Annotated in this window: 12 protein-coding genes; 4 read left to right on the top strand and 8 right to left on the bottom strand. The window is 39.3% G+C overall.

The genetic code is table 11. The annotated features are described in order from the left end of the window. Window positions 1-27 precede the first annotated feature (27 nt). Window positions 28-1,359 (top strand): RluA family pseudouridine synthase, encoded by a 1,332-nt coding sequence (locus G626_RS0101290; RefSeq protein WP_231365045.1) that lies wholly within the window; start codon window positions 28-30, stop codon window positions 1,357-1,359. 39 nt (window positions 1,360-1,398) lie between these two features. Here the strand turns inward: G626_RS0101290 and G626_RS0101285 are convergent, their stop codons facing one another. The 3 genes from G626_RS0101285 to G626_RS0101275 are packed head-to-tail and all read right to left on the bottom strand — an operon-like array spanning window position 1,399 to window position 3,977. After that, a complete protein-coding gene (locus G626_RS0101285; RefSeq protein WP_022930986.1) occupies window positions 1,399-2,211 on the bottom strand; it encodes a phosphatidylserine decarboxylase in 813 nt (270 codons plus the stop codon). Between the two features lie 3 nt (window positions 2,212-2,214). Next, on the bottom strand, window positions 2,215-2,925 hold the full coding sequence (locus G626_RS0101280) for a CDP-alcohol phosphatidyltransferase family protein (RefSeq protein WP_022930985.1): 711 nt from the start codon (window positions 2,923-2,925) through the stop codon (window positions 2,215-2,217). Continuing rightward, entirely contained in the window at window positions 2,922-3,977 is a 1,056-nt protein-coding gene (locus tag G626_RS0101275) for a lysylphosphatidylglycerol synthase transmembrane domain-containing protein (RefSeq protein WP_022930984.1), read from the bottom strand. Before G626_RS0101275 ends, G626_RS0101280 begins: the two co-directional genes overlap by 4 nt. Before the next feature lie 131 nt (window positions 3,978-4,108). Here G626_RS0101275 and G626_RS0101270 point away from each other — a divergent pair, with 131 nt between their 5' ends. Next, a complete protein-coding gene (locus tag G626_RS0101270; protein WP_022930983.1) occupies window positions 4,109-4,870 on the top strand; it encodes an EFR1 family ferrodoxin in 762 nt (253 codons plus the stop codon). Window positions 4,871-4,924: 54 nt separating this feature from the next. On the opposite strand, the gene G626_RS0101265 is transcribed toward G626_RS0101270, so the two are convergent. Next, window positions 4,925-6,424 carry a glycine hydroxymethyltransferase gene (locus tag G626_RS0101265; RefSeq protein ID WP_022930982.1) on the bottom strand — a complete coding sequence of 500 codons (1,500 nt, stop codon included), beginning with the start codon at window positions 6,422-6,424 and terminating at the stop codon, window positions 4,925-4,927. Between the two features lie 183 nt (window positions 6,425-6,607). On the opposite strand from G626_RS0101265, the gene G626_RS17090 reads away from it, so the two are divergent. After that, complete coding sequence (locus G626_RS17090) at window positions 6,608-8,722, top strand: adenylate/guanylate cyclase domain-containing protein (protein WP_051142180.1); 2,115 nt, start codon at window positions 6,608-6,610, stop codon at window positions 8,720-8,722. A gap of 5 nt (window positions 8,723-8,727) precedes the next feature. Here the strand turns inward: G626_RS17090 and cls are convergent, their stop codons facing one another. Genes cls through G626_RS18330 form a run of 3 tightly spaced genes read right to left on the bottom strand, consistent with a single transcriptional unit; the run spans window position 8,728 to window position 10,732 of the window. After that, window positions 8,728-10,329 carry a cardiolipin synthase gene (cls, locus tag G626_RS0101255; protein WP_022930981.1) on the bottom strand — a complete coding sequence of 534 codons (1,602 nt, stop codon included), beginning with the start codon at window positions 10,327-10,329 and terminating at the stop codon, window positions 8,728-8,730. 18 nt (window positions 10,330-10,347) lie between these two features. After that, entirely contained in the window at window positions 10,348-10,614 is a 267-nt protein-coding gene (locus G626_RS0101250) for a DUF3781 domain-containing protein (RefSeq protein ID WP_022930980.1), read from the bottom strand. Then, on the bottom strand, window positions 10,604-10,732 hold the full coding sequence (locus G626_RS18330) for a hypothetical protein (RefSeq protein ID WP_022930979.1): 129 nt from the start codon (window positions 10,730-10,732) through the stop codon (window positions 10,604-10,606). The genes G626_RS0101250 and G626_RS18330 overlap by 11 nt, the downstream gene beginning before the upstream one ends. A gap of 348 nt (window positions 10,733-11,080) precedes the next feature. On the opposite strand from G626_RS18330, the gene G626_RS14930 reads away from it, so the two are divergent. After that, a complete protein-coding gene (locus G626_RS14930; protein WP_022930978.1) occupies window positions 11,081-12,631 on the top strand; it encodes an ATP-binding cassette domain-containing protein in 1,551 nt (516 codons plus the stop codon). A 220-nt stretch (window positions 12,632-12,851) separates the two neighbouring features. On the opposite strand, the gene G626_RS0101235 is transcribed toward G626_RS14930, so the two are convergent. Next, the gene (locus G626_RS0101235) at window positions 12,852-13,280 is read right to left on the bottom strand and encodes a hypothetical protein (RefSeq protein ID WP_022930977.1); all 429 of its coding nucleotides are present in this window, start codon (window positions 13,278-13,280) and stop codon (window positions 12,852-12,854) included. Between the last annotated feature and the right edge of the window lie 34 nt (window positions 13,281-13,314).

Genomic DNA, 13,314 nt, shown 5'->3' with positions numbered 1-13,314 from the left:
CGACATTACTGCAACAAACTCATTTCTTTGATCGAGAAGGGGGATGTAGAACTTAAGCAGTGCGGGCGGGAAAGTCTGGAGCGTAAAGGGCAGGGGCTTATGATCGGAGCTCTTGTTTGCTGGGAAACTGGCTGTGACGGACAAGAGAAGAGTGGACGGCGGGTTGTCCTTTATGCAGTCAGTGGTAATAATAAAGAACTTAAGGCTGCAGTCTCACTGGAAAAACTTTTTACAGAAAAATCAATCTTTGTTCCTTCTATCGTTTCTTCAGAAAAAATTGAAGCAGCCCTTGAAGAAAATGATTTTAAAATCCATCAGCTTACAGATCAGATAAACAAACTAACGTTAGTTAATAAATATTCCACAGAAAGACAAACTTTAATAACTGAACGTACAGCCCTTACAGATGCTTCTCTTAGAAAAGTTTTTTCACTTTATGAGTTTATTCGATTTGACGGGAAAAAGATTTCTCTTAATGCAATAATCAACCGGCATAATGGTCATCTTCCGCCTACAGGTACCGGCGACTGCTGTGCACCAAAGCTTTTAAGTTACGCTTTTGCCCATGGACTTGAACCGGTAAGCATGGATGAAGTTTATTACGGACGCGATACTGCTCATAAAAAAAACGGTACTTCATATACTCCCTGTGATGAACGCTGTGGCTATATTCTGCCTGACATTCTTGGGCTTGAGATTTTATACCGGGACAGTGACCTTGTTATTGTAAATAAACCAGGAGGCCTTTTATCTGTGCCAGGAAAAGGGGAAGAAAAGCAGGATTGTGTGGAAACAAGACTGCGAAAACTTTTTCCGGAGGCACCTGCTCAGCCTGCTGTTCACAGGCTTGATATGGAAACATCCGGAATACTCATTATGGCTCTGAATAAGAAAACTCATATTGCAATGAATGAAGAGTTTGCTTCAGGTCTTGTACACAAAAAATATATTGCCCTTTTGGATGGCATTCTCCGCGGAAAACCTGAAGGACATACTGAACTGCCTTTCCGACTGGACACAGAAAACAGACCGCATCAGATTTACGATGCAGAAAATGGAAAGCTTGGAATTACTGAGTGGAAAAAAGTTGGGGTAGAAAAACTTTCCTGCAGCACAACAGGCGAGGTAAAACAGGTAACCCGCATTGAGTTCTCTCCATTGACCGGCCGTACACATCAGCTGAGGCTGGCTGCAAGCTGCCCGGTAGAGCTTGGTGGACTTGGGCTTCCTATTGTTGGAGATTCTCTTTATGGTCATTGTGAGAATGGACAGCGGCTTATGCTTCATGCTGCAGAAATTACCTTCCGCCACCCGACAAGCGGAAAAGAAATGCATATAGTTTGCAATACGGATTTTTAGGAAACAACTTTCTGGAGTGAGGGGCTTTTTTGCAGACCTTTACAGTTTAGCGCCGATTACCTGGCCCATTTTTACAGGGCTTTCTATTCCTGCCTGTGAGTTATTAATAATCTCCTGATTCAGCTTTACCATATCTTTTTTTACAAGCAGAATAATTGTTGAACCGCCATATTCAAAAAAGCCTTTTTCTTTACCACGTTCTGCCATGCCTTGACCTTCAAGGTTTACAATGCGGCCAACCAGCATTGCTCCAACTTCCATCTGAACAAGCTTTCCAAAGGTAGAACTTTCTATAACAGTGTACTCGCGGCAGTTTTCTACAAAAACTGGCCTGCTTTCCAGTGCAATAGGACGAACTGTGTGTAATACGCCGGGAATAAAAATATTTGGTCCTTTTTTTCCGCTGTCAGCATAAGCATATCTGTGGTAGTTATCAACACAAAGACGGAAAACAAGGCAAAGTCCGCCATCATATTCTGCTGCGAGCTCTTTGTTCCTTAAAAGAGAACTTACCGTGTATTCAGACTGCTTTACCGGAATTACAGTGTCTTCAGAAATATTCCAGACAGAAAGAAGGCCATCGCAGGGGCAGCAGAGCTTAGAAGGTTCCATATCGAAAACTCTTCGACCTTCTTTTATCTTTCTTCTGAAAAACTGATTGAAGGTTTTGATTCCTTCAGTTTCATAATCATCAAGATTTATATTATTATTACGGACAAAACTCTTGATTAAGAAAGTAGAAAGTCGTGAATCTAGAAAAGCCCCGCACAACTTTGAAAGAGGGCGGGAAGCTAAAGGTTTTAAGAAAAATCTTCCGGGAAATGTTTTATAAAGGAAGTGTAATGAATCCATAAGTTACTGTTTTTTCATTACAATAAAAATCCAGGCAAGGGCAGCTGCTTCAACAAGACCAATTGCAATCATAATTAAAACGCCTTTTGTAGTTGGCTTTTTAAATTGAATTCTGGAAATAAAAAGAAAGCCTACAATTGCAAGAAAAACAAAGTAAAGAATTGTAAGGTCAGCCTTACAGAAAATATGAACTAACAAAATTGTTGGGAATACAAGGGCTGCACTAGTTACCGGGAGCCCGAGGTAAGTTTTATTTACTCCGCCACCTTCTGTCTTCTGTCTTTCTTCTTCAAGAACATTAAAGAAAGCCAGTCGAATCATAGCGGCAAGGGCGTAAAGTATAGCGATTGCTGTAAGAATAATTTTAATGATAGTTGTTTTATCTGCAAGGTGAAGAAATTTAAAGTCAGGGAAAATTGAAAACTCAATGCTGCTGCGAAGCATTGCAATTCCAATACAGGCAGGAAGAACACCAAAAGCAACAAGATCAGAAAGGGAATCAATCTGAATGCCAAACTGCTTCATCTGTTCTGTACGATTCTTTTTTGTACGGGCAACTTTACCGTCAAAGGCATCGCATAAACCACAGAACATTAGAAAAAACATTCCAAGATAGGGATGACCAATGTCATTGAGACACAACATAATTCCTGTTGTTGCCGAAAGCATTGAAAGGTAAGTGAGCACTACAGTGTAGTCATAAAATCCAATCATTTTGATTCCTCATTTAGGGCTGATTGTTCCCTTGCTTTTTTATAGCGGATTATTATATATCCAAATAATACCGTAATTATACTAATAATGCTACAAGTGTAGAAGGAAATGCCTCTGCCAAGAATGGCGAGAGAATAGGCAGCTTCTTCTTCAAGCAGCATTGTGTATCCCAAATACATAAGAAATTCCGAAATGCCGACAGCACCTGGAACAGGAATGAAATTAGAGCCCATTACAACATAGGTCTGAATTGCAAAAACTAAAAGTCCGTGTGTCAACTTTCCATGAAGTGCATAATAAGAGAATACTGTAACAAGAATCTGCGATGCTCTCTGCATAAGATTTAGAAGGAATGTTTTTACAAGAAGCTTCTTTTTGCCGGCAAGTGTTACAACGCATTCATTGTAATTTTCGATGATTGTTTTAAGGCGTGCTTCAAACTTTCCGGCAGCGGTTTTAAAATGCATACGGCGCATAATTCTGATAATGATGTTACCCATTGTTACAAGAATGCTTTGTCTTTTCAAAAGAATGATAAAAAAAACGGTGAGCAGGAACATCATCACTATACCAATCAAAATCATTATTTTACATGGGAGTTCAAAGTTCATAAAAACACGAGGAAAAAAGATTATTGAAAGCAGACCAAGGGTAATGATTGCAATTGTGTACATGGTAAGATTCAGAATTAATGAAACCGTAACTGCAACTCCGGAGATTCCGTCTTTGTGCATAAAGTAGGCACTTGCAGGTTGTCCACCAGTTGCTGAAGGAGTAATGGAAGAAAAATAAATGTCTGCTGAGGCATATAAAAAGCCACGTCGCTTTTTGGCAGGGTAACCAAGCGTTCGAAGAATTAATACAAGAGAACGACCTTCAAAGAAAATGTATCCGAACATGCAAAGTACAGCTGGAATAAGCCATACTGGAGATGCTTCTTTTACATTAATCCATAATTCAGAAAGAGAAAGTCCACTATTATAGAAAAGGGCATAAAATGTAAGAATTGAAAGAAAAAGGGAAAATAAAGCCCAGAACACTTTCTTTTTCATGATGATATAATACCATATTATACGTGGGTGGAAAAGGGGATAATCGTGTGTGACAATCGTGTGACAGGGAACAATTGTGTGAAAGGTTTTTTAAATTGACAGCAATAAAATAGTGTGCGATTATTATATTTATGGTACTTTATTTTTCTGCAACTGGTAACACTGAGTTTGCTGCAAAAGAAATTGCGCGTATTACTGATGATACAGCTTTAAATCTGCTTCAAAAAATCCGTACAGCTGACTATTCTGAAATCAGATCTGAAAAGCCTTTTGTAATCTGTACGCCGATTTATGTTTGTGAAATTCCTTATTTTATGAGCCGTTTTTTAAAAAGGGTAGAACTGGCCGGAAGCCGGGAGGTTTATTTTGTCTTTACAAGCGGAGGCTATAGCGGCTGCGCAAGTGTACTCGCAAAAGGCCTTTGCAAAAAGAAAGGGCTGATTTACAAGGGCAGTGCAGACATCATAATGCCAAGAAACTATATTGCAAGCGATATGTATCCTATTCAGGATTCAGAAACAATCCATCAGCGTATTGAATCTGCAAAACAACAGACAGAGCAGACTGCTTCGGTTATAAAGGAGGGCGGCATTTTAAAATCGCGCCACGTATTCCTTTTTGAAACTCTGATTATACTTCCTTTTGTTCCTTTATGGATAAAACTAAAGCTTACGACAAAAGCATTTTATGTAAAAGATTCCTGCATCGGCTGCGGCAAATGTGCAAAAGTCTGCCCTTTAAATAATATTGATATAGTAGAAAAGAAGCCTGTATGGGGAAAAAAATGTACCCACTGTATGGCCTGTATCTGCAACTGTCCTAAGGATAGTATTGAATACGGCAAAATTACAGTGGGTAAAGAACGTTACCTGTTTAAAAAATACGGTGGTTGAGTAGTACGGTGCTAAAGCACCTATCATATCGAAACCACCGAAAACTTCGTCTATTTATTTAACGAATTCCTTCTTCAAGAAGTCGAGGTCGAGCTCTGGGTACAATACGTGAGCACCAAGCAGCTTGTTTACACGAGCGCGGGCTGCATTTACTGTATCGTCGCTGATTTCAATCTTACCCTTAGCAGGCTTTCCTTCTTTTGTTACGCCTGGCTTTGTGTTCTTAAGAACGAAGTCGATGATGTCTGCAACTTCCTTCATATCAGCTTCATTCATACCAAGAGTTGTAAGACCTGGAGTTCCGATACGGATACCAGATGTCCACCATGCACCGTTCTTGTCGTATGGAAGAGCGTTTGCGTTAGCAGTTACACCGCACTTGAACAATGCAGCTTCTGCCTGCTTTCCTGTAAGACCATAAACAGTTACATCGCAGAGCATAAGGTGGTTGTCTGTTCCGCCAGTCTGAAGTGGAATGTTGTGAGACTTACAGCCTTCAGCAAGAGCCTGAGCGTTCTTAACAACCTGTTGTGCCCAAGCCTGATAAGCCGGAGTACGTGCCTCTTTGAAAGCAATTGCCTTAGCGGCCATGATGTGTCCAAGTGGACCACCAAGTACCATAGGACATCCCTTGTTTACGTAATCAACAAATTCCTTCTTACAGAGAATCATAGCACCGCGTGGACCACGGAGAGTTTTATGAGTTGTAGTAGTAACAATGTCTGCCCATTTTACAGGATCATAGTCGCCAGTGAAAACCTTACCTGCAACAAGACCTGCGAAGTGAGCCATATCTACCATGAGAACTGCTCCGCACTTGTCTGCAATTTCGCGGAAGCGCTTGAAGTTGATTTTGCGTGGATAAGCAGAGAAACCAGTCAAAAGGATGAGAGGCTTAACTTCCATAGCCTGCTTTTCGATTGCGTCGTAATCGAGGAGGCCTGTTTCCTTATCAACTCCGTATGGGTGACTTTCGAACATGCGGGCAGAAACGTTCATCTTATATCCGTGAGTAAGGTGACCACCACAAGAGTAGTCGAGACCCATAAGCTTCTGATTTCCAAACTTCTTGCGGAGGGCGTCGAACTGTTCGTCAGTCAAATCATTCAAAGATTTAACACCAAGTTCTTCGAGAGTTGGAGTTTCAACCTTTGCACTCAAGATTGCCCAGTAAGCAACGAGGTTAGTATCTGCACCAGAGTGAGGCTGAACATAAGCGTAGTCAGCACCAAAAAGAGCCTCTGCTTCGCGGGCAGCAGTATTTTCAACAGCGTCAATATTTACACAGCCGCCATAGTAGCGGTGCTCAGGATATCCTTCAGCGTATTTATCAGTAAGAAGGTTTCCCATAGCAGCCTGAACGTTGAGCGAACAATAGTTTTCGCTGGCAACAAGCTTAAGGTGGCTTCTCTGATTTTCAAGTTCGTTTACAATGCTTGCAGCGATATCCGGACCAACTGCAGCAACCTGCTGAAGATTTGCAACATAGGCACACATAGCGGCATTTGGCTTACCGTTTGTGGCAGCAAGATAATTTTCCAAAGGTGTTGACATATTATAACCTCGTGTTTGTGATTTTAATTATATTAAAGTATTTTAGCGGATTTTAAGATTATAGGGAATAGGGCAGTAAAAATCATGCTTAAAAGCCTTTATTATTAAATAAGAAGTTTTCTTCTTTTGAAATTTGATTTTTGCCTTTATAATAGAATAATCTTTTATAAGGGGAGCATTTACGTGTCCGATTTAATTAGAACTATAAGCATTTCATGTCTTCTTTTTCTTTCATTCTTCTGTTTTCAGGTAGGAATCTTTTTGTGGTCTGGTCATAGACTCAAGCAGAACGGACGACGAACACTTATTTTTGTAGAATTGTTTACAGGCTTTATGCTTCTTTTTGATGCCCTTGCTTATATTTTCCGCGGAAATACAAGCCTGCTTGGCTGGTATATGGTTCGCCTGAGCAATCTCTTTGTTTACATCTGTAATTTTTCAATTTCATTTTTCTTCTGTTTTTATGTCTGCGAATTTATCAAGCAGTCGCGTCTTAGCCTCTGGCTGATTTTCCGTCCAAAAACTTCTATTAAAAACGGAATCCCTGTACAGCTTTATATTGTTTTCTTTTTGTGCCTTGCAGGAATCTTTCTTATTATAATCAGCCAGTTTACAAATCTTTTCTATTATTTTGATGAGAATAATTTTTATCACAGAAATACCTTGTTTCCAATGGGTGTAGGACTTGGACTTTTACCAGGCCTGATTACCCTTACTGTACTTTTACAAAACAGAAAGAAGATGCCTGTAAATGTTTTTGTTTCTCTCCTGCTTTATTTTGCACTTCCACTGGTTGGTGTATTTCTGATTCTTGTTTCATACGGATTTTCATGGATTAACATTTCTCTTGGTTTGGGTGCTTTACATCTTTTCTATTCTTCAATCAAGCTGATGGAACTTGAATTCTATTCCGGTGAAAGAGCCCAGACAATTGTTAGTCCGGTTTATAAAACAGAGCCTGTTTCAATAGAGAATAAAAAAAGAGTTAGACGAAATCATTTCTGGCAGGCTCTTTCTATAAGTCTTGGTGGAGTGCTTGTAGTGCTTTTGATTGTTTCGGTTAAGGGAATATCAATGCCGGAAAAAACTTTGACAATTGAAAAACCTTATACAGAAAATGATTCTTCAAAAGCCGTTTGTGTAACCTTTGCCCGCAATGCAGAAAAGCACTGGATTGATGAAGGAGATCCTGACAGAACCGGCGCCCAGTTTGATGGTGTGATTTTCAATAACATGAGCAGCACAATTATCACAGACTGGCACTTTTCTATTAATGTTCCTGCCGGCTGTTCAATTGATCCGGGGCCATGGAACGGAAGCTTTACACTTTCTCAAGGTTTCTTAAATGTAAACAAGCCTCACGCAGAAGATGCGGAAAATATTCACGGAGAAGATTTTTATACAATCACTCCATTAAAGACACTGGGCTTTGGCTGTATCATGTATACACCGCATAACTATCAGCCGCTTGAAGAAAAAATTACATTCACATATTCAAGTATCTTAAAACCGCTTACAAACAGAGTTTTTAATATTTTCCTCGCCCTGATTTTTATAGTCTTTGTAATCTCTACTACAATCACTTTGCTTGAAGGGAAGCTTATTAAAGTTGAAGAGGAAAATCAGAAGCTTGAAAATACTGTAAAGGAAAGAACAAAAGAACTCGAAGCAGAAAAGAACCGTTCTGAAAATCTTCTTTTGAATATCCTTCCTAAAGAAATTGCAAAAGAGCTTACAGAACATCCTGAAAGAACAATAGCTAAAGAGTATCCTAATGTAACTGTTTTGTTTACAGATATCGTTGGCTTTACAAAAATCAGCGGTGAGATGACTGCGGAAGAAGTTGTTACCATGCTCAACAAAATGTTTACGATGTTTGATGAGCGTGCCCAGCGCGAAGGAATTGAAAAGATTAAGACAATCGGTGATGCCTACATGGCTGCGGCCGGCCTTACAGAAGAAGAGTATAATGACGGGGCTTTAAGAATGATGCGTTTTGCAAAAGGCTTGCTGGAGGATGTAGAAACCTTCAACGAGACTTCGAACATTAAACTGCTGATAAGACTTGGCGTAAATTCCGGTCCGGTAGTTGCAGGTGTAATCGGTAAAACAAAGTTCATTTATGACATCTGGGGCGACACTGTAAATGTTGCAAGCCGAATGGAAAGCACCGGTCACCCTATGAGAATTCATGTAACAGAAACAACAAAAGACCAGACTATCAGCCGTTACCAGTACAGCGCCAATACAGAAATTGATGTAAAGGGTAAAGGCATGATGAAGACTTTCTTCTTGTAGGGAAATTAAAATAGCGGTGCAAAGATTCTGAAGAGCCGGCCAATAAAACGTATGTGAGGTTTTATCTTTTTATAGTCACCTGGCTGCATCTGAATGCAATCTTTCAGAGTCTGATCAAAATCATTTTTTACAGAATCAACAAGAGGAGAATCAATAAAGACAACTCCATTTTCAAAATGATGATATAAACTTCTATAATCAAGATTAACAGAGCCTACAGTTGCAATCTGATTGTCAGAAATAAAGGTTTTGGCATGAATAAAGCCCTTCTGGTAAAGATAAACTTTAATTCCTTTATTCACAAAAGTTTCAAGAAAAGTTTTTCCAATACAGAAAGTAATTAAGTGATCTGGGATGGCGGGAACAATAATCGAAACTTCAACACCACGGGCAGCTGCAAATATCAAATCTTCCTGCAAGTGGTTATCAACGAGAATATATGGTGTTGTTATCATCAGATATTTTTTTGCATTATTAATAATGTATAGATAGATATCTTCTGCAATATCTTTGTTGTTAAAAAAATCATCTCCGTAAGGAATTGTAATTCCCTTGCTGTCATAAGTCTTATAAGAAGGCGGCAGATATGGAGTAAAATCTTCAATATCTTTTGCAAAGAGATTCCAGTTTTGCAAAAAGAGCTGCAGAAAAGTGTGAACGGCCTGGCCCTGAATCTGAACGGCATTGTCTTTCCAGTAAGCAAAACGTTTTTTATTTCCACGGTTGAAATATTCATTTGAAAGATTAAGGCCGCCGGTAAAGGCAAGCTGCCCATCCACAATCAGCATTTTTCTATGGTCGCGGTTATTAAGATGGGTTGAAAAAACTGGAATAATAGGAACGAAGACTCGAGATTTAATGCCATTCGCTTTTAAGTATTTTTGATAATATGAAGTTGAAAATACAGGAGAGCCAAGGCCATCACAAAGAATCCTGACTTCCACACCTTCGTGAACCTTTTCTTTAAGCACATTAAAAATCTCATTCCAGGAAGCATCAGGCTCAATAATAAAATATTCCAGAAAGATATATTTTTTTGCGCTGCGGATTGCGTCAAGCATGTGAGGAAAAACTTCTTCTCCGCTAGAAAAATATTTTACTTCACAATTGGCATATGGAAAAAAGAAATTGTTAGTCAGATAATAAATCAAATCAGATGCGTGATTTTTCGAAAGTTCATTTACGTAGTGAGTCTGAGATTCTAAAGAAGGAGTTAAACTTTCGGGAATCAGAATCTGAGTTTTTTCTCTGAGCATTGTAAGTTTTTTTGAAACTCGAATTGATCCCCGGTTTGTATGATACATAAAATAAGCAGCAATGCTGAAAAGCGGCACAAAAATCATAGGAATAATCCAGGCCAGTTTAAATTCGTTGCGACCGTTTTTATTCACCATATAAATCATGAAACTAGCTGAAAGAACAAGGGAAAGTCCAAAATAAAGCTCAAGGTATTTTTCAAGACGAAGAACAAAAAGGGCCATTACAAAAATTTGAATGGCGATAAAAAGAAAGTTGATTATGAGACGGCTGTAAACGCTTCGGTAAAATATTTTAAGCCGTTTTTTATCTTTGATATCAATAAACTTTTTTGTATTTGAGTTTTTCATTCTCTAACTATAATAAAGCTAATGACGGGTTTTGTCAGTAGATAATTTGTGCGCTGTAATTATCGTAAAACTGTAAGCATTCACAGTGAACTCACATCCGTCAATTGTGACATACCAGTTCTTGCCCTGCTGGGTAATGACTGCGTTGCTATCCAGAATTTTCTCGCGACACCATTCAACAACATCTTTGACATCATCACCAAGCCGGAGGTTACGGCGAATACGGTCTAGGCCCATCGGTGTTGTGTGAAGTTTTTCGATGTTTTCTAAAAGTTCATTTTTCATTATATACTCTCCTTATTGGATGTCTTATGACAGTCCTTAATTTTTCAGGAGATGTTTTTCGCGGCTTTGTCGGCGGTAGATAAAACTCTTTAAATCCTTTTTTGTAATCAAATGGCATTGAAGGCCTCCTGTATAACCCGGCAGATTTTTGTCCAACCGGATAGTTACAGAATAGCATATTAAATATGACAACTAAATGTCATATTTAGAAAAATAAACAATATTGGTTTTGATTTTTACATTGACATAAAATCATTTTTCATAATAAAATTAATTAACTTTTCTTAAGGAGACGCATTGCCGATGAGACTGTAAATCTGATTTCCCTACATTTTTTTCTCGTTTGAGATTTCATTTTTTGGAAGTCGGTTACAGTATTAATTTTATCTGGGTTCTGCGAATCTGTTCGTTGTATTATTTTCCTGCATAATTTTATTATGATTACTGGCTTCCTCTGGAGGTCATTATGTCATTAGAAATTCAAAAGCTTTATTTTTCATATCCCTCTTCGCACGTAACTTTGTTCGAGGATTTTTCTCTACAGTTTAATGATGGCTGGACTTGTATTGCCGGAAGCAACGGCTGTGGTAAGAGTACACTTCTAAAACTGATTGCAGGTCTGCTTAAACCTGATGAAGGACGAATCGTAAGGGGCGGGCAAAGCACCACCGGCTGTGTTATTTACTGCCCTCAGGAAACTGCCGAGGTGCCGGAAAATATTTATTCTGTTTTCTGGAGTGACGATAACGAAGTGCGTCGCTTCTTTTCCATGCTTCATATCACAGAAGAAATGATTGCCCGCTATGATTCTCTTTCTGGTGGGGAGAAGAAGCGAATCCAGATTGCCTGTGCGCTGGCAGAGCAACCGGCTGTGTTGCTTCTGGATGAGCCTACAAATCATCTTGATGAGGGAACTGTCCGTATGATTTCTGACACGCTTGCCCTTTTTGATGGAATCGGAATTATTGTAAGCCATGACCGCTCTTTTGCGGACTCTCTTTGTAAGCACACAGTTTATCTTTATAATGAGGCTCGTGCTTTTTCCGGCGGGCGTGAGTGCGTGGTTTGTGAAAGCTATTCCGGAGGACTTAGCAAGGCTCTGGAGCTTCGCGAGCAGAAGGCTTCTCATAATCGCGGAGAATGGGAGAGGCTCAATTCAAAAGCGGCAGGCGAAAAGCAGAGGAGCCGCAGGCTTGCAGAAGAAAACGAACGATCTAAAAGCCGCCTTGCTAAAAAAAATATTGACCCGCGTGATCATGATGCAAAAAGAAAAATTGATGTTGCAAGACTCGGTGGAAAAGACAGAAGCACTGGAGATGCAAAAGCAAATCTTGATAGTCAGATTCAAAGAACAGAGGCTGCCCGCGATTCTGTAAAAAAATCACTTATGAGAAAAGAAGGTTTTTCGGTTGAAGGAGCAGGCTTTGCAAAGGCTATAGTTATAGAAGAAAGTGATATTTTTGCATCTGAAGAAAAAACTTCTTATAAGCTTCACATTCCGAGGATTGTAATTAATCCTGATTCAAAAATTGCTTTGACCGGGCAGAACGGGACCGGGAAAAGTCTTTTTATAAAACATCTGATTAGTGAACTTGAAAAATCCGGCAGGACGAAAGAAGTTATGTATCTGCCCCAGGAGATTCCAGAAGTCTTAAAGAATCAAATTCTTTCTGACTTCAATGAGCTTGAAGATGCGGAAAGAGGAGCTGTTCTTTCGACTTTATACCGACTCGGAAGTGAACCGGATAATCTGCAGCAGGGCTCTGTTAGTCCCGGCGAACTTAGAAAGCTGATGATTTCTCTGGTGGTAGAAAAGCCGCTATCTCTTTTAATTCTGGATGAACCAACGAATCATATGGATATAACAAGTGTGCTTGCTCTGGAAAATGCACTGTCATCTCTTTCCTGTGCACTTATTGTTGTGAGTCATGACAGGGCTTTTCTGGAAAAAGTTACTGATGTAAAACTGCATGCAGAGAGAATCGAAAATGAAGGTAGAATCTTTTATGATTTATAAAATATTTAGTTCGTTGAGTAAGTTGTGAGAATTCTTCGAAGGTCTTTATTTCAGAAAAGTCTGGACGTGGCATTGGTTCTTTCCTTTGAGATGTCCGGGTCAAGCCCGAACATGACATTTGTAGTCGAGTGCCATTGTCGGGCTTGACCCGACAAACTTTATTAGCTACAGAATACACCCAAAATATGACAACTAAATGTCATATTTATCGATATCCGACTTATTCAATCTCCATCACAGAAAAATTATCCGCTGAAATTACAGTTGGCGTCACGGTATTTCCCTGCTGTAGATATTCCTTGAGAGTTTGAATTTTCTGCTGGAGATGTTTGTAAATCGACTGCTTCTCAAAATCATCAATCAAATCAAAAGCGCTATATATTGCTTCAATATTTTCTTTTTCGATTTTACAGATGGAATTGTCTCCCTGAATCAAAGAAAAAATATTGAAGGTATTCTGCGGCATAAAGAAAATAGCGGCTGAAGTTTTCTGATTTTCAAGACTTGCTTTGAGGCGGCTCAGCACTTCCACTGTCGCCTCTTTTTGTTCTTCATCTGCTATCAGCGGCAAAAGCTTTTCTTCAAGAAAGTTTACTTCATCGTAAGTATAGGCTTCTTCTTTTTTTATGATTGTAATTTGTCTGCTCATTTGCGTTTATATTAACAAATCACACTTTTTTCGT

Source organism: Treponema bryantii NK4A124, from assembly GCF_000421345.1.
In the GTDB taxonomy this organism is placed as follows: domain Bacteria; phylum Spirochaetota; class Spirochaetia; order Treponematales; family Treponemataceae; genus Treponema_D; species Treponema_D bryantii_B.
The sequence above is the reverse complement of the archived record's forward strand: the minus strand, read 5'-3'. Positions and strand labels throughout refer to the sequence as shown.